A 16,121-nucleotide genomic window follows, 5' to 3' on the forward strand; every position below is an offset into this window, starting at 1 on the left:
AAGAGCCAGCTATGACATCAGTTCAGTCCGCAACATTGCCAAGCGCGCGTCGAATAGGATTATGGCTATTGCTTGCCCCGATTTTACTGTGGCTGTCATTGCTTATAATTCTGCCCCATGTCGACATGGTGCTGATCTCGCTGCAAGAGCGGGTATCAGCCAGACAGTATAACGTTAGTCTCGACAACTACACCGCATTCTTTACAGAGCCACTTTACTGGAACACCTTTGTCCGAACGGCGGTTATGTCGATTATTGCAACAGCGCTGACGCTGCTCATCGCATTTCCGGTCTCATATTACATTGCCAAGATGCTAACAGGCCGCGTAAAAACCGTGCTATTTGTTCTATGCCTTATCCCGTTTTGGGTTAGCGAGCTGGTGAGAACCTACGGCTGGATGATTATCTTAAGGGAGACCGGCCTGATCAGTACGCTTTTTCAATGGCTTGGGTTAGTCGATCAGCCTATCGAGATGCTGTACAACGATGTTGCCATTATGGTCGGCCTTATCTATACCTCAATGCTGTTTATGGTCGTCCCCCTGGTCTCGACTTTAGACAGCCTTGATAACAGCTTAATTGAAGCGGGCTATGATCTAGGCGGCAACAGCTGGAATGTGCTCAGAGAGATTGTATTACCCCACGCCATGCCCGGCATCGTCAGCGGCTGTATTGTGGTGTTTATGCTGACACTGGGCAACTATTTAACGCCAACACTACTGGGCGGCAAAGACAGTTTGTGGTTCACAGAGCAGATTTACACCCAGTTTATTACCCGTTTTAACTGGGAACAGGGGTCAGCCTTCGGCATGTTACTACTTATTCTATCGTCGATTATTGTATGGCTCGGCTTAAAACTGACGAAGCAGTCCTTTTCGAAGGTGATGTCATGATACCCACCCTCAACAGCAGCCGATTTTTCAAACTCTCTTATGCCGCTTATGTGACTTTATTCTTTATTTTTCTAATGGCGCCACTGGTTGTCGTGGCGGTCTTTTCGTTTAATGATTCGATGTTTCCATCCCTGCCCTGGAGTGGCGGAACACTCGATTGGTACATCAATGACACCGAGCCAAAGCTCGGCATATTCCACGATGAAGAGTTATTGGAGAGCATTTGGACAAGTGTCAGCATCGCCATAGCGACGACCCTCATCAGCCTGACACTGGCAACCTGCAATGCATTCTTGTTTGAGCGTGAATCATTTCCAGCTAAAAACCTGCTCTATATCCTGATGCTCACGCCGCTGGTTATTCCTGGAGTCATTCTGGGTGTTTCTATCCTCGTGTTCAGCAGCACGATTGCAAACTGGGTGGAGCTGCAATTTGGCTATGATATCGAAGCACTGAGACCCGGCTTAACATTGGTTGTTATCGGACAGTTTGCCTTTATTACCACCATTGCCACACTGGTTATATCTGCCCGCTTGCGTAAGTTTGATACAACGTTAGAAGAGGCCGCCATGAACCTGGGCGCAAGCCGACTAACCGCTATTTTCACCGTCACACTGCCTTATCTTAAACCTGCCATCATCGGCGCGGGTATCGTTAGTTTTCTTATGTCATTTGAGAACTTCAATACCACATTAATGCTGGTTGGTTCAGATGCCCCGCTGACCATCGCAATGTTTGATCGACTTAAAGAAGGGTCGACACCGGTGTTGAACGCGGTGTCGGTGATACTGATGGCGGGGTCTGCCTGCTTAGCGTTATTGTCTTTGTTTGTGCAGCGGAAAGAGCGTTAAGAGCGCTGTAGAAAGTTAACTATCCACCTGGCGACGACTAAATGATCGGTGCTTTCCAACAAAGAAGCCATCCCCTGTTCAATGACGTCATCAGGAATAATCCCCCTGCGCATCTCCATTAGTTTGCGGCTATATCCCCGAATAAACTCTGGATGCCCTTGAAACCCCAATATATTATCCCCGAGTTGGAAGGCCGAATTCGGGCAATATTCACTACTGGCTATCACCGTTGCCTCAGAGGGCAACTGAACGACTTGGTCTTGATGACTCACCAGCAACGAGTAGGATTTCATTTTCGGCTCCATCCACTCAGGGCTGTCAATCACGTCACTGGACTTTACTCCAACACCCCAGCCATTTTCACTTTTTTGAGTACGCCCGCCCAATACATGGGCGAGTAACTGATGCCCAAAACAGATCCCGACCATTTTTTTGTTCTGACAGGCAAGGGTTCTTACATAATTGCGTAATTCACCAATCCACTCATCATTATCATAGGCACTGCTTTTACTGCCGGTAATGATGTAGCCATCACACTCATCAACATCATCAGGGTAAACACCCTCAACAACAGGATAAATAGCAAAGTTTATGGATGGTTCAACCTGCATAAAGAGCGTCTGTATCATGTGCGCATACGACGCATATTCTTTACGCAGTGATTCATGCAATATATCGCAGTCGAGTATGCCGAGCTTTAGCTGTTGCTTCATCACGCGACAAACCCGATGCCCGCTACGGCCGTACTGAATAGAATGCCATAGTCTTCTGCGGTTAACGGGACAGGGTTGCCGCCCGCAGAAGGGTCTTCTGCGGCCATTTCGCCAACACGTTCGCTGTATTCCGCGGTGATGCCGATCTCAGACAATGAGTGGGGAATATTAAGCTGCTTACGCAGTTCGATAATCCAGCCAATAAACCCGTCGAAGGTCTTATCGTCAAGCCCCAGGCAGGTAGCGACGTGCTCAATCCTATGCTCAATGGCCAGACGGTTACGCACCAGCACATAGGGCAGTAAGATGGCATTCAGCAAGCCGTGATGCGCATCAAACAGCGCCCCTAAAGGATGGGCCAAGGCATGTACGCCTCCCAACCCTTTCTGGAATGCAGTGGCCCCCATGGATGAAGCGACCATCATATGGCTACGTGCAATAAGGTTGTTGCCATCTTCTACCGCTGGAACCAACCACTCTTTAATCAGTCGCATTCCCTCTAATGCAATACCATCGGCCATCGGGTGGTACCCTTTTGCACAGTATGCTTCGAGGCAGTGCACAAATGCATCCAAACCGGTTGCGGCGGTTAAATGAGCGGGCAGCCCCTTCACCAATTCAGGGTCTGCCAATACGACCTGAGGCATCATTTTGGGATGAAAGATGATTTTTTTTATTTCGTTCTCTTCATCTAAAATAACCGATGCCCTGCCGACCTCTGACCCTGTACCCGAAGTGGTTGGCACCGCCACAATCGGTGCAATACCGTCTGGGTCTGCACGTAACCAGTTTGACCCAACGTCTTCCAAGTCCCAAATAGAGTGCGTTTGGCCACTCATCAACGCAATTGCCTTGCCTGCATCAAGGGCACTGCCTCCCCCTAGCGCAACAACGCCGTCATGGTTTCCGGTTTTATACGCGTCAACACCTTGCACAATATTGTCGCCGGTGGGGTTGGGTTTAATATCGGTAAACAAGCCAATACTCGCACCTTCTGCCTTTATTAACTCCATTGCCTTGGCGACAAATGGCTGACCAGCCAACCCGGCATCGGTCACCAATAAAGGGTTACGAATACCCAATGATTTACAGACAAAAGGCAACTCACTAAGTCGGCCACACCCCATTCTTATCGTCGTCGGATAGTTCCAGTTACCTTGTATATCGTCAGCGGTTGTAAGGTCTAACGGCTGTTCCATAAATACTCTCACTTCTCTGATCGTGTCATCAACCAATGCGCATTCAATCTTTACTCGACAATGAGTTTATTGAATACGTGCTAAATGCGTTTTAAATGAAATGACTTGGGCCGTGTTAACTGGTCATACCCCAGCCTCGACAGTGCGCACCCTCGCCCCGACTGCTTAACCCCAACCCAGGGCAGTGCCGGGTCAAGATAATCACAGCGATTCATAAATACCGTGCCGGTTTGCAGCTGGTCACCAATCATCAGGGCCTGCTCTTCGTCTTCTGTCCAGATGGACGCAGTTAACCCGTAGGGGCTATCGTTCATCAACTTGATCGCTTCTTCATCACTGGTGACCGACATGACACCAATGACCGGGCCAAAGCTCTCTTCTGACATCACGCTCATCTGGTGATTAACCTGTGTCAGTATCTGGGGGGCGATATAGGCCGTGCCCTCTTCGTCGCGCTCAAAATAGTGCTGATCGATATTCGCTCTGGCACCTTGAGCAATGGCCTCTTCAATTTGCTGCCTGACGGCAGCGGCGGCTTTGGCATTGACCATTGGGCCTAGGGTCGTTTCTGGTTCAAGGGGGTTGCCTAAAACATGTTCATATACCTGATTGACCGCGCCGGTGACAAACCGCTCAAATAATGATTCATGCACGTATACACGTTCAATACCGCAACAGGACTGCCCCGAATTGAAAAACGCGCCATCGAGTACATTCTCAATAGCATGGGCCAGATTGGCATCTTCTCTGACATAAGCGGGGTCTTTACCACCCAGCTCCAACGCCAGGCCTTTAAATGACCCGGCCAAGGCCTTTTCAATGTGCTCTCCCCCCGCCACGGAGCCGGTAAATGAGACAAAGTCCACTTGATCATGTTTTATCAGCGTAGACGTCCCTTCATGATCAAGGTGCAGGTATTGGAATATGTCGTCAGCAAGGCCTGCATATTGAAAGGCTTCGGCAAAGCGCTCAGCACATAACAACGTTTGATTGGAGTGTTTCAGGATAACACTATTGCCCGCCATAATAGCCGGTATAATCGAGTTAACCGCCGTCAGATAAGGATAGTTCCAGGGAGCAATCGTCACCACCACACCAAGGGGCTCCTGTCGAATAAACCGGTTAAACCCGGCCTTTTCTTCCACCAATTGGTCAGAAAGCGCGGATTCAGCGATATCGATCATATAGCGACCACGCTCTTCCAGCCCTTTGATCTCTCCGGCGGCGTACTGGATAGGTCGCCCCATCTGTAGAGTAATCTCTTGAGCGACCTCCTCCTGATGCTGGATAAAATAATCAATCGCTTTATGACAACATGCGGCGCGCTCTTTTAAGCTAACCTGTCGCCAACTTTGCTGGGCAGCGGATGCGCGATCAACCGCTGCGGCGATTAGCTCTGCCGACGCCAGTGTTCGTTCTGCAATCTCCCTTCCATCAATCGGAGAATGTAATATGATACTCATCACTCTACCTACCTGATCGCCTGTTAAATAATTTCAAAATACCGATCCAGTTCCCAATCGGAGATGTGTTTTCTAAACTCTCGCTCTTCCCACTCGCGCGTCGCAGAGAAGTGATCCACAAACGCATCGCCAAAATAGTGTCGCGCAATCTGGGACTTTTTAAGCCGTTGCGCTGCATCCCACAAGGTGTAAGGCAGTTGCAGATAATCCGGGAACCGGTGCTCGTAGGCATTGCCTTCAACCAGAGGTTCGGGTTCCGCTCGGTTTTCAACCCCCCACAGTCCTGAAGCGATAACCGCTGCCTGGATGATATAAGGGTTGGCGTCGGCCGCACCGATTCGGTACTCAATGCGCTGAGAAGCTTCTGAACCAGGAATAAGCCGGATCGCACAGGTTCGGTTATCAATCCCGACACTCGCCTCAGTGGGCGCCCAAAAACCAGGCACCAATCGTCGATAAGAGTTAACCGTGGGGGCAATCATCGCCAGCAAGTCAGGCATTAGTTTTTGTTGCCCGGCATAAAAGTGGCGCATGGTATCGCTGATGTTGTCCGGTTTGTTCTCATCATAGAACATGGAAGTGCCGTTTAAATCTCTAACAGACAGATGAATGTGGCCACTCTGCCCAGGGTAGTCTGCCGACCACCGGGCCATGAACGTCGCCATCTTTCCTTCTTTTTGCATGGCAATTTTAGTGAAGGTTTTAAAGAGCGCTGCCTTATCGGCCGAGGACAACGCGTCATCATGTGCAATCGCCGCTTCCAGCACACCGGGGCCAGTCTCTTCATGCAGGCCTTCCAAAGGGATATTCATCCTTTCACATAGCTCAAGCAGGTTCAAATAGCTTTGAGAGCCGACACTGTTACGGATAACCGAATATCCAAACTCGGATGGCCCCATGGGTTGAAGGGATTGGTAACCTTTCTCGCGAATACTCTCTGGCGTTTCGTTAAAAACAAAAAATTCATACTCAAAACCCGTTTCTATCTGCATGCCAAGGGCTTTGGCTTTTTTGATCACATTTCGCAGCACGCCTCTCGGGCAAATGGCTTCAGCATCGCCCACAAACTCCGCCAGAAATAGCAGGCCGTCACTTTCAAGCGGCATATCACGGCAACTTTCGGGGATAATCCTGACAGAGGCATCCGGATAACCGGTATGCCAGCCGGTGTATTTAACATTATCGTAAAGCTGGTCTCTCACATCCCAGCCCAATACAACGTCACAAAAACCAAACCCGCTTTTCAGCGATGATAAAAACTTATCCTTCGACATGTATTTGCCGCGCAAAACGCCATCAACGTCAAACACCCCCACCTTTACATGACTGAGGCCTCTCTCTTCAATAAGCTCTCGTGCATCTTCAATGTTCTGGACATCTTTTGCTTCCATGGCTTTCCCCTGCCTTTATTTGGTTCTTATTTTTTGAGCGTTATAACGGCTTAGAGGCCTTGTCTAACATTATAAGCCTAGCCTTAAATCCAGCATCCTGCGCTATTAGCCGTCTCTCAGCAGTAATAAAAGCGAAAAACTCAGCATCCAGATAAAAAAGCTGGCTTCTGCTACACGTTGTAATAGCCCTCTGGTTCGCTTAAATAACGGTAAGATCAATAGCACTAAAGACAACAGTATCACCGAACCACTTAGTATTAAATAGCCATTCCAAACCCTTAGCCCTAAGGCATCCACAGGGGCGGCCCCCATCAGGATTAGCCCGAAGCCCGCGCCTAAGTACTCAAACACGCCGGCGACATTATGTATTTGATTACTCACTGAGCCGAGAACCGGCGCACCGGCATCACAAGGAAAAAACGCCGCGATGATATACCCCGTCCCAACAAGGCTTAACAGCACGGTACTCAGCACGTCATACCTGAAAGACGTTTCCAATAAGTGACCCAACACCAAAAACACACAGACCGATACGCCAAGAGGCAAAAAATAATAACGTGAGACAGCCAGTTGATGGGGGCCTCCAGTCACGCCTAATTCACTCAATGTGTTTACGATTGGCGAATACCCTTCACTCTTGCTGGCAAAATAAACAGGTGCCAACAGCGCAAAAATAGCGGTCAGAATGCCCAGTATCGCCAATAGCTGTATTACCAAGTCTGACTCCTTTAAAACAATGCTGGTGCCTAAAAAATGTGCTTATAAAAAATGTGTATCAAAACCAGAACACGAATCGAAATATGGAGCAACTAAAACTAAAGTATAACCCTATCTTTTCTGCTATAGCATTTTGCTATAGCGCGTTTCACGCTAAACTGAACCATAACATGCCACCATATCACGACACTCGCAAAGTGACGTTCTTCAATTGAACATAGAGGCTTAACATGACTCAAGCAATCCCCCAACACTTTAAAGCACTGGTACTTCGACAAGATGACGGAAAAACCGTAAGTGCAGTGGAGCAGCTCACCGTCGATGACCTGCCTGAAGGTGATGTATTGCTATCAGTGGATTATTCAAGCATCAACTACAAAGACAGTATGGCGGTAACCGGCACGGGTAAAATCGTTCGAACCTGGCCAATGGTGCCGGGAATTGACCTTACCGGTACGGTCATTGAGTCGCAGGCCGACAGCTACAAACCAGGCGACAAAGTACTACTGACAGGCTGGAGCGTAGGGGAACAATTCTGGGGAGGTTACTCACAAGTTCAACGGGTTCAATCAAAGTGGCTGATCCCCCTGCCCGATAGTATGGAAAGCAAAACAGCGATGGCTATCGGCACTGCCGGCCTTACAGCGATGCTTTGTGTTATGGCGTTGGAAGAGGCTAACGTCACGCCAGAGAAAGGCCCTGTTATCGTCACGGGCGCCGGAGGGGGCGTTGGCAGTATCGCCGTTGCGATTCTTAGTAAGCTGGGCTACAACGTTACCGCTGTGTCGGGGCGCACGTCAACCCATGACTACCTAAAAGGGCTCGGTGCTAAAGAGATTATCAGCCGGGAAGAGATGGAGAAACCCGCCAGACCACTGGAAGCACAGCGCTGGGCCGGGGCAATTGACACTGCTGGCGATGCTATTTTAGCGCGCGTTCTGGCAGAAACCGATTATAACGGTGCAGTCGCGGCCTGCGGACTGGCAGCAGGTTTCAAACTTCCGACCACCGTCATGCCATTTATTCTTCGCAATGTCCGCCTGCAAGGTGTTGATTCAGTAATGTGTCCAAATGGGCGCAGGCAAACTGCCTGGAAACGTTTAGCGCAGGATTTGCCAGAAGAAGCCCTGACAGGCATTAACCGTGTAGTGGCTATAGACGAGATCAAGCAGGTCGCTGAAGATATGATGGCCGGTAAAGTACAAGGGCGCACCGTCGTTGATCTGCAAGCTTCATAACATGTTCAAACCGAAGTGCCTGTACCCAACGATGACACGCGCTCATAAAAGTTAGCATTCATCTATTAGCAAACTACACTGAAATAATAGCGTAAAAGTGGAGGCCATCCCGCAGGAGGCCTTCTTTGTGAAAACCCAGAGTCAATCAAGACAAATAGGGCGCTCTCTTGAAAGTGATAATTTGCACTGTGCTTTTTATGCTCTCTTGCACTTCTGCTGCGAAAGAGGTGGTGATGGCATTCGGTGAGGCCATACCGCCTTTTTCGTTTCCTGAGTCTAATTCTGGCATCGAGCTGGATGTTATCGGCGAAGCTCTCGCGTTCCACAACCATACTCTGCGCCCCAAATACTTCCCTCTTGGCCGTATTCCCTATATGTTCAAACAAAAACATCTGGACGCCACCATGACAGATCTTGGTCATGATATGGCCGCCATTGGGGCCTACTATGGCAATTCAGCGGTCACCTATGACAACGTATTTATTTCTCTGAAAGAGAGAAACCTGACCATTGAGAAACCCACAGATTTAAAAGGCCTCTCTATTATCTCGTTTCAGGGTGCCAGCAAACGGTTTCCCGAATGGTTGCAAGCGCCCAATAAAGCAGGCCTGGTTACAGAGCAAAATAAACAACTGCAACAAGTATTGATGCTCAACAGTGGTCGCCGCGACATTGCTTTAAGTGACATTAATATCTTTAAGTACTACTCGCTTAAAGCTGAGCAAGAGCTGGGAAAAAAACTAAAGCATGTAAAAATCCACCGCTTTACAGAAATCAACCCTGAAGACTATCGTCCTGTTTTCTGGGACAAACATATCCGGGATGACTTCAATGAAGGGCTGGAACAGCTGAAAAAAACTGGCCGCTATCAAGCGATATTTGATAAGTATTTAAAGCCGGTATCTCAATAAATATAACCTGCTTTACTCGACGCCTCACCGATCAACCTGCACAAATCAGATCAGTCGCAGGCACATAGTCATAGTTTAAGTCCTCCGCTACCGGCTCACAGGTCACTTTGCCTTTAAATATATTGAGTCCATTGCGCAAATGTGGGTCATCAGCCAGCGCTTGCTGACAACCTTTGTTCGCTAATGCGATTGTGTAAGGCAGCGTAGCATTGGTTAGTGCAAACGTCGCTGTTCGCGCTACGCCGCCCGGCATATTCGCCACACAGTAATGCACCACACCATCAACTTTATAAGTAGGTTCCTGATGCGTAGTCGCTTTACTGGTTTCAAAACACCCCCCCTGATCAATGGCCACATCTACCAGCACAGCACCATCTTTCATTTTGGTAAGCGTTTCCCGCTTAAGCAGCTTTGGCGCTGCAGCACCAGGCACCAATACAGCGCCAATCACAAGGTCTGCACTACAGACGGAATCCTCAACAGACTCGACTGTAGAATAAAGCGTTTTGAGCCGTGGGCCATAGAGGGTATCCAGTGTTTTCAGTCGGTCTAAGGAGCGGTCAAGCACAGTCACATCAGCCCCTAACCCCATCGCCATTCGCGCGGCATTTTCCCCAACCACACCACCTCCGATAACCACCACCTTACCCGGCAGCACGCCAGGCACACCACCGAGCAGTGTTCCATTGCCGCCTTGCGCTTTCTCAAGCGAGTGCGCTCCGGCCTGAATAGCCATACGCCCTGCAACCTCGCTCATAGGGGCTAGAAGCGGCAATCCACCATGGTCATCGGTGACCGTTTCATAGGCGATGGCTATCGCCCCTGAATCCACCAGCAGTTTGGTTTGTTCAGGGTCTGGTGCTAAATGAAGATAGGTGAAAAGAAGCTGCCCGGGCCGCAGCATCTTGCATTCGTTTGGCTGAGGCTCTTTGACCTTTACGATCATATCTGCGGCTAAGAAAATATCTTCCGGTTTATCTATTAAGTTGGCACCTGCCGCTTCATACTGCTCATTAGCCAGCCCTATTGCTGCTCCTCCGCCACTTTGTACGAGCACTTTGTGGCCATGGTTAACCAACTCTCTAACGCCTACCGGGGTCATACCTATTCGATATTCATGGTTTTTTATTTCTTTAGGCACACCAATAATCATGGGAGAGGCTCCTCAGTATAGAAGGGCTATGACGCCCCCTATTACAGAAATTCACTACAGCAAGGTTTAAACGCTCCAACCTTACCAGCACATACCTTTAGTATAGTCATCCGTTTCGGATATTTGGCGCTATAACCTCCATATAAACCTTACAAAGCGTGGAAACAATAAATGAAACTCTGCCCCCCTATTCGCTGGCGGAGTGAAGGCAATAGAAGAGCCCCCATTCAACAACTAGAATCAATACTGCTATAATCTCCCCCATTCGTGTTTGATGACTCTCTTTTTTGGAACCTGATATCCCATGACAAATATTGAAACCCCAACTTATCTGAAAGATGCCTCACAATTGCTGTCTAACGATGGATTTAAAACAACTGGACTCTGGTATCACGGCACAACGTCAGGCTTATCTGACTCCATTGCAGAGAAGGGGTTAATCGGGTCTGGTGATGCAGAGCTGAACAAGATGGCAAAAAAAGCAATGGCCACCATCGGCAATAACTACACCGAAAGAAAAGAGCCCGTTTTTTTAACTCAAAGCAAGGAGCTTGCGTATTACTGGGCCAACGAAAAAGCAAAACTACGCAAAACCCGCTTTGGTTCCGATGAAGCCCCTGTCGTTTTTGAAGTTAAACTACCGGATGAGTTAGCCAGTACTGTAAAAACAGATGTCGGTGCAGCAACAATGCTACTGGAAGAAAATAACGCGTACATCGAGCACGTAAAGGCACTATACGAGCAAAATAAAGTCCTGCTTCCCGAGCTGGATCCAACCCAAATCAACCGTATGGCGTACTTGAACTTGCTAGGTATGGCATATATCGATGCGGATATCGCAGTAGACTATATTGACCAGATAACCGCTTAACGAATACTCAACGTTACCATCAGACTGTAGCCTTGTATGCAGTGAGGAACGAACGGAATCAAGGGTTCAATTCCCGCGGCTTGAAATATCTCTGAAAATATTCAAGATTAAGTCAGTGACCCTGGTTCCAGTGGTGTCTGCTTTCAGGTAAGGCGATAGTATGCTGTGCTTGAATACGCTAGAAAAAGCCGAACAGGTTGCGATGTGGCCCCATTATTGTTTTAACAGCCCCTTCGGTAAAAGGTCGTGCTCTACAGTGACCTGTAACCCTGCATCAAGCGCCAGATTGGAGAGGGCAACGGCATGGTCGCAGATATACTCATAAGGCGTCCCCCATAAGTCCTCTGCGGGGATGTATGATTTTTTATAGAACTTCAGTTGTAATGCCAAGCCTTCATTAAACAGGGCTTCATCCAGCTTCAGTATGCCGTACAAGGTCATGCTGAGGGTAAAGTAATTCATATCTGCTGTTGTTTTGGGTGGTTTGGCAGCATACTCCTGAAGTGTTTTTTCTAACAATCGCTGGCCTTCTTTCAGCTTATTCAACAAGGCATATTTGTAAGCATAGGTATAACGATTTACATCTGCCTCCATTTTTTTGCCATCTTTTCTGTCCTGATACCAGTAAGCCAGCTCTCTGGCGGTCTCAAAGTCGGCCCCTAGCAGGCAGTAATTAAAACCGTCAATGGCAATGGTCTCCATGACCTCAGACCAGTCCACTTGGCCGTAACCTGCACTGGGTGCTTTTGGGGGTTTTGGTTTATCACCGACATAATCCGGATCTGTGAGGTCATAAGCCATTTTGAAGCATTTAACCATACACTTGCCAGCAGTTGAAAATTCATGCCTGAACCTTTCCGGAGATTCACCATTTAGAAAACGGGCACGGCCTAAACCGGCATAATTCATAGCTGTACCAGAATAAACACTCTGCATGGGGATATCCTGTTCCTTATACCACCCGGTTTTGTAATCATCCTCAGACTGTTGAATAGTTTTTAACTTCACCTCAATCCAATGATCAATATCTTCCTGATCTGCTCTTTTCATTGTTTAAACGCCTCCATAATGGCCTGCTTTACCTTATCAAAACTTTCTATACTAAAATCATCCAGAATATCGATGATCTCACCCTCTGAATCACGCTCCAGCACCCGTACCCGCCCGGTCTCTGTATTGGTATGAGTCGACAAATGGCGCTTTTGTCCATAGCTACGCAGAACTTTACCCCATAATTCAAGTTCGTTATCAGTATAAGGGCCGCCTTGTCTAGAGGATGGCTTGTCAATCTTTTTCCGTTTTTCGCCAGTCATTAACTCGGCCCGGCGTTTATTTTTGGCTTTTGAACTTTGCTTTTCCCTATTGCTATTTTTAGCGACTGTCAGACTGTCTTTATTATTTCCTTTGGCCTCTATTTCAACCAGTTTACCGCTTTTGTCCAGTGCAAGATCGTCTGGCCCATGGTAGCGGTCAATATAACGCGGGTCTGTGGTGATACCCTGACGTTTTTTGGCTTGCTCCATTCCTACTTTGCCCAGCGCCTCGCTGCTGGAGCGACTGTTTAGCAAGGCTTGCTCAATATCCTGTATTATTTGGTCGGGCTTGCGTAGCAGTGATTTGCCCCGGCTACCCAGCGCCATAATGGCAGATACAACCGCCGGTGTTTGCGGCAGGTTGCGCAGGCTCTTTGCTGCTGCCTGCTCTGTTTCATTGCTGAGCGGAATCATATCCCGGCCTTCGGCTTTATAGCGATAAGCGACTTCGTCAGCGCTTAGTATTTCGCCTGTGGCCTGATCCTGATATTGAATAATGCCGCTGCCTGCCATCCACTCCGCGTGCATTGCCGCATTCTCTCTGAGAAACTGGTTAAGCAACTCCTTGGCCCCGCCAACCAGTGCATCAACAAAGGACTCTTCGGCTGCAGGTGAGAGTTCCACTGGTGTGACATCACCAATTAAGACATCCCCAGCCCCCCCCGATAATAACGCCACCGTGGGCAGTCGCGCTCCCCATGGTCGCGGCGGGCATTCCGTTAATGAAAACCGTTGAAGAGCCTTGAATAATGGTATGAGGGATACAGCGTCACAGCTTGATTTGATGCAAGACTATGTATGTGATATTTAAATACTTCAGAATAAATCTGGCATCGAGTTAGCCCTAAGTAGCAGCCACGTCATCGATGATATCTTCACTTCTTCCTCGCTCTGTCACGCTACGGCATCACATACTTCAAAATGGCGAAGTAGTGAAGCGCACTCCCCAGAATAACAAAAACGTGCCAGACAACATGATTAAGCGGCAGAGACTCCCATAAAAAGAACAGCACACCGATGGTGTATGCCACCCCTCCTGCGATGATCAGGGCAATGCCGCTTGCATCCATCACTTCATAGAGGGGGTAAAACGCCACCAGTACCATCCACCCCATAACCAGATAAGCAAGCGTACTCAGCAGCCGATAACGGTCTCCCAGCATCCCTTTAACAAACATCCCAATGATCGCCATGCTCCACTCAATACCCAAAATCCACCACCCCCACTCTCCATGCAGCGTAACCAGCGCCAACGGTGTATAGGTACCCGCGATAACAAGGTAGATTGCACAGTAGTCGCAAATCAGAAAGATTTGCTTCCACCTGAGTGAGCGTGCGCCATGATACAAAGAGGATGCGCTATACAGCAAAACCAGGGTGGTGCCGTAGATCGTGCCACTGACAATGTGCAAGGAGTTGCCGTTTAAGCTGGCATAAACAACGATCACTACCAGACCTGCAATGCTCAGTGCGGTTCCCACTCCATGGGTTAAGGTGTTCCAAAACTCCTCAAGCCGGGTTTGCCCGGAAATCGGGCACACAGCGCGTTCACGATTCATATCAGCACCTCTAGCAGAGATCATTTATCACATAGCTGAGTATCCTCGCCTCATATGACAGTTCGGTTTAAACAATTCGACAGTTTTATGATCACTGGATCATTTTTGCCAGTTCATATTTGTTGCACATTTCCTCCCTAGTTCTTACTTATTCCCCTCTTAATATTTCAGCCATGGAGAAATAAATACAGCCAGCCTGTTCAAAGTGAGAACTAGACGCGAGATCACAATAATGAAAAAAACCACCGATAACACTGCAAACTTAAACCCCTTGGTACTGGCCAGCACACTGATGTTGGTGTTGCCTGTACTCTCTGGATGTAAGTCTGAGTCAGAGACAAGTATTGATCCAGGCGCGACAGGTTCAGGTACAATAGAGCCAGAGAATACGGAAACACTGTCAGAGTTAGATATTTCACTGCAAGCACTGATCTCTGATCTGGACTTGGCAATAAGCCCTGTCGAGAATAGAGACCTGCCCGACATTAATGACCCTTTGCCACAGTTAGGCAAAAAGCTCTTTTTCAGCAAGAGCTTAAGCGGCCAATTTGATACCGCCTGTGTTAGCTGCCACCACCCTGCCCTAGGTGGCGCAGATGGGTTATCACTACCTGTTGGCGTTGAGTCCGTTAACCCGGAGCTGTTAGGCCCCGGCCGAGTTCACCAGTCTGGTATTCCCCCCGTGCCAAGAAACTCACCAACTGTATTCAATGTCGGCCTGTGGGATACCGGGCTGTTTTTTGACTCCCGAGTCGAAAGCATTGGCAAGGAGCCGGGTACCAACGGCGCGATTTCAGGCATACGAACGCCTGATAGCATATTCCTCACCGCTGACAGTCAGGCAGGCGCAAACCTTGCCGCCGCCCAGGCTCGCTTTCCCGTTACATCAGTTGATGAAATGAAAACGTCCACCTTTGAAAACGGCTCTGATAACAACACCATCAGAGAGCATCTCGCGGCCAGAATAGGTGACTATGCAGTCGGCGCAGGAGAGCTCACGAGCAACAATTGGCTTCCTGAGTTTCAGCAGGCATTCGCCACAACGGAGACCGCCGAAACGCTGATCACGTTTGACAATATTGCCTTGGCTATTGGTGAGTATGAGCGGTCAATGGTTTTTGTTGACAGCCCTTGGCAGCGTTACCTTGATGGTGACACCAGCGCACTAACTGAACAACAGAAGCAGGGGGCGGTGTTATTTTTTACCCCCAGTACAGAAGGAGGAGCAGGATGCGCAGCCTGTCACAACGGGCCTCTGCTCTCTGATGGGCGGCACCATACTGTGGCCTTCCCACAGTTTGGCCCCGGAAAAGGAGATGGTGATAATGATGATTTTGGCCGCGAACGCGAAACCGGCGATAGCGATGACCGATATAAATTCAGAACCCCCAGCCTGCTCAATATAACCCTCACAGCCCCTTATGGACACACCGGTGCATACGAATCCTTACGCCAGGTCATTGGGCACTACCGCAATGCTAACCGCTCGGTGAACAATTTCTTTGACCGTGGGGCCTGGTGCCAGCTAGATCAGTTCGAGTCCGTTGCCAACTGTGCAACCTTGTACCCAGATGCAGCGAGTAATAGCCAGCTGGCGCTAAACAAACTCAATGCTGAACGCCAGGCTGGGCAGTCGCTATTTGTCCCCACCGCAATATCCAATGAAGATGAGGACAGGCTGATCGCATTTCTTACTGCCCTGACCGATGATTGTGCTTTAAACCGCAGCTGCCTGTCCCCTTGGGTCGCTGACTCTTCCAGTAACGGCCCGGATAATCAACAACTCAATGCGACAGATGACCAAAACAACCCACTGTAGTCGCATGTAGTGATCTATCCTCACAAATAT

Annotated in this window: 16 protein-coding genes; 6 read left to right on the forward strand and 10 right to left on the reverse strand. The window is 48.8% G+C overall.

The genetic code is table 11. The features are described from left to right. The first annotated feature begins 11 nt into the window (after positions 1-11). Positions 12-893: an ABC transporter permease gene (locus tag MY523_RS14520; protein WP_250655411.1), complete on the forward strand. Its 882-nt coding sequence runs from the start codon at positions 12-14 to the stop codon at positions 891-893. Next, on the forward strand, positions 890-1,744 hold the full coding sequence (locus tag MY523_RS14525) for an ABC transporter permease (protein ID WP_250655412.1): 855 nt from the start codon (positions 890-892) through the stop codon (positions 1,742-1,744). Before MY523_RS14520 ends, MY523_RS14525 begins: the two co-directional genes overlap by 4 nt. Here the strand turns inward: MY523_RS14525 and MY523_RS14530 are convergent. From MY523_RS14530 to MY523_RS14550, 5 genes are all read right to left on the reverse strand, one after another. Next, positions 1,741-2,457, reverse strand: a complete 717-nt coding sequence (locus tag MY523_RS14530) for a glutamine amidotransferase-related protein (protein WP_250658829.1) — start codon at positions 2,455-2,457, stop codon at positions 1,741-1,743. The genes MY523_RS14525 and MY523_RS14530 overlap by 4 nt on opposite strands. Then, positions 2,457-3,656 (reverse strand): iron-containing alcohol dehydrogenase, encoded by a 1,200-nt coding sequence (locus MY523_RS14535; RefSeq protein ID WP_250655413.1) that lies wholly within the window; start codon positions 3,654-3,656, stop codon positions 2,457-2,459. The genes MY523_RS14530 and MY523_RS14535 overlap by 1 nt, the downstream gene beginning before the upstream one ends. A gap of 80 nt (positions 3,657-3,736) precedes the next feature. Beyond that, on the reverse strand, positions 3,737-5,119 hold the full coding sequence (locus MY523_RS14540; protein ID WP_250655414.1) for an aldehyde dehydrogenase family protein: 1,383 nt from the start codon (positions 5,117-5,119) through the stop codon (positions 3,737-3,739). A gap of 23 nt (positions 5,120-5,142) precedes the next feature. Then, positions 5,143-6,510, reverse strand: coding sequence for a glutamine synthetase family protein (locus MY523_RS14545; RefSeq protein WP_250655415.1), 1,368 nt, complete (start codon positions 6,508-6,510; stop codon positions 5,143-5,145). Positions 6,511-6,615: 105 nt separating this feature from the next. Then, positions 6,616-7,227, reverse strand: a complete 612-nt coding sequence (locus MY523_RS14550; RefSeq protein WP_250655416.1) for a DUF998 domain-containing protein — start codon at positions 7,225-7,227, stop codon at positions 6,616-6,618. Positions 7,228-7,457: 230 nt separating this feature from the next. Here MY523_RS14550 and acuI point away from each other — a divergent pair, with 230 nt between their 5' ends. Beyond that, positions 7,458-8,465, forward strand: a complete 1,008-nt coding sequence (acuI, locus tag MY523_RS14555; RefSeq protein ID WP_250655417.1) for an acrylyl-CoA reductase (NADPH) — start codon at positions 7,458-7,460, stop codon at positions 8,463-8,465. A gap of 233 nt (positions 8,466-8,698) precedes the next feature. Then, entirely contained in the window at positions 8,699-9,376 is a 678-nt protein-coding gene (locus tag MY523_RS14560; RefSeq protein WP_250655418.1) for a substrate-binding periplasmic protein, read from the forward strand. A gap of 31 nt (positions 9,377-9,407) precedes the next feature. On the opposite strand, the gene ald is transcribed toward MY523_RS14560, so the two are convergent. Beyond that, the gene (ald, locus tag MY523_RS14565; protein ID WP_250655419.1) at positions 9,408-10,529 is read right to left on the reverse strand and encodes an alanine dehydrogenase; all 1,122 of its coding nucleotides are present in this window, start codon (positions 10,527-10,529) and stop codon (positions 9,408-9,410) included. Positions 10,530-10,833: 304 nt separating this feature from the next. Between ald and MY523_RS14570 the strand changes: the two genes are divergently transcribed. Next, on the forward strand, positions 10,834-11,400 hold the full coding sequence (locus tag MY523_RS14570; RefSeq protein WP_250655420.1) for a hypothetical protein: 567 nt from the start codon (positions 10,834-10,836) through the stop codon (positions 11,398-11,400). A gap of 213 nt (positions 11,401-11,613) precedes the next feature. On the opposite strand, the gene MY523_RS14575 is transcribed toward MY523_RS14570, so the two are convergent. From MY523_RS14575 to trhA, 4 genes are all read right to left on the reverse strand, one after another. Continuing rightward, entirely contained in the window at positions 11,614-12,450 is an 837-nt protein-coding gene (locus tag MY523_RS14575; RefSeq protein WP_250655421.1) for an Imm49 family immunity protein, read from the reverse strand. Next, the gene (locus MY523_RS14580) at positions 12,447-13,391 is read right to left on the reverse strand and encodes a hypothetical protein (protein WP_250655422.1); all 945 of its coding nucleotides are present in this window, start codon (positions 13,389-13,391) and stop codon (positions 12,447-12,449) included. Before MY523_RS14580 ends, MY523_RS14575 begins: the two co-directional genes overlap by 4 nt. Then, positions 13,348-13,476 carry a PAAR domain-containing protein gene (locus tag MY523_RS21965; RefSeq protein ID WP_338021780.1) on the reverse strand — a complete coding sequence of 43 codons (129 nt, stop codon included), beginning with the start codon at positions 13,474-13,476 and terminating at the stop codon, positions 13,348-13,350. Before MY523_RS21965 ends, MY523_RS14580 begins: the two co-directional genes overlap by 44 nt. Positions 13,477-13,612: 136 nt before the next feature. Further along, positions 13,613-14,272, reverse strand: a complete 660-nt coding sequence (gene trhA / locus MY523_RS14585; protein WP_250655423.1) for a PAQR family membrane homeostasis protein TrhA — start codon at positions 14,270-14,272, stop codon at positions 13,613-13,615. 232 nt (positions 14,273-14,504) lie between these two features. Here trhA and MY523_RS14590 point away from each other — a divergent pair, with 232 nt between their 5' ends. Next, positions 14,505-16,091, forward strand: coding sequence for a cytochrome-c peroxidase (locus MY523_RS14590; protein WP_250655424.1), 1,587 nt, complete (start codon positions 14,505-14,507; stop codon positions 16,089-16,091). The last annotated feature ends 30 nt before the right edge of the window (positions 16,092-16,121 follow it).

This window comes from Alkalimarinus coralli (assembly GCF_023650515.1).
GTDB lineage: Bacteria > Pseudomonadota > Gammaproteobacteria > Pseudomonadales > Oleiphilaceae > Alkalimarinus > Alkalimarinus coralli.

Excerpts from the sequence above, each read along its gene's own strand:
- MY523_RS14520 (WP_250655411.1), top strand. The coding sequence starts at position 12 with ATGACATCAGTTCAGTCCGCAACATTGCCAAGCGCGCGTCGAATAGGA.
- MY523_RS14525 (WP_250655412.1), top strand. The coding sequence starts at position 890 with ATGATACCCACCCTCAACAGCAGCCGATTTTTCAAACTCTCTTATGCC.
- MY523_RS14530 (WP_250658829.1), bottom strand. The coding sequence starts at position 2,457 with ATGAAGCAACAGCTAAAGCTCGGCATACTCGACTGCGATATATTGCAT.
- MY523_RS14535 (WP_250655413.1), bottom strand. The coding sequence starts at position 3,656 with ATGGAACAGCCGTTAGACCTTACAACCGCTGACGATATACAAGGTAAC.
- MY523_RS14540 (WP_250655414.1), bottom strand. The coding sequence starts at position 5,119 with ATGAGTATCATATTACATTCTCCGATTGATGGAAGGGAGATTGCAGAA.
- MY523_RS14545 (WP_250655415.1), bottom strand. The coding sequence starts at position 6,510 with ATGGAAGCAAAAGATGTCCAGAACATTGAAGATGCACGAGAGCTTATT.
- acuI (WP_250655417.1), top strand. The coding sequence starts at position 7,458 with ATGACTCAAGCAATCCCCCAACACTTTAAAGCACTGGTACTTCGACAA.
- MY523_RS14560 (WP_250655418.1), top strand. The coding sequence starts at position 8,699 with ATGGCATTCGGTGAGGCCATACCGCCTTTTTCGTTTCCTGAGTCTAAT.
- ald (WP_250655419.1), bottom strand. The coding sequence starts at position 10,529 with ATGATTATTGGTGTGCCTAAAGAAATAAAAAACCATGAATATCGAATA.
- MY523_RS14570 (WP_250655420.1), top strand. The coding sequence starts at position 10,834 with ATGACAAATATTGAAACCCCAACTTATCTGAAAGATGCCTCACAATTG.
- MY523_RS14575 (WP_250655421.1), bottom strand. The coding sequence starts at position 12,450 with ATGAAAAGAGCAGATCAGGAAGATATTGATCATTGGATTGAGGTGAAG.
- trhA (WP_250655423.1), bottom strand. The coding sequence starts at position 14,272 with ATGAATCGTGAACGCGCTGTGTGCCCGATTTCCGGGCAAACCCGGCTT.
- MY523_RS14590 (WP_250655424.1), top strand. The coding sequence starts at position 14,505 with ATGAAAAAAACCACCGATAACACTGCAAACTTAAACCCCTTGGTACTG.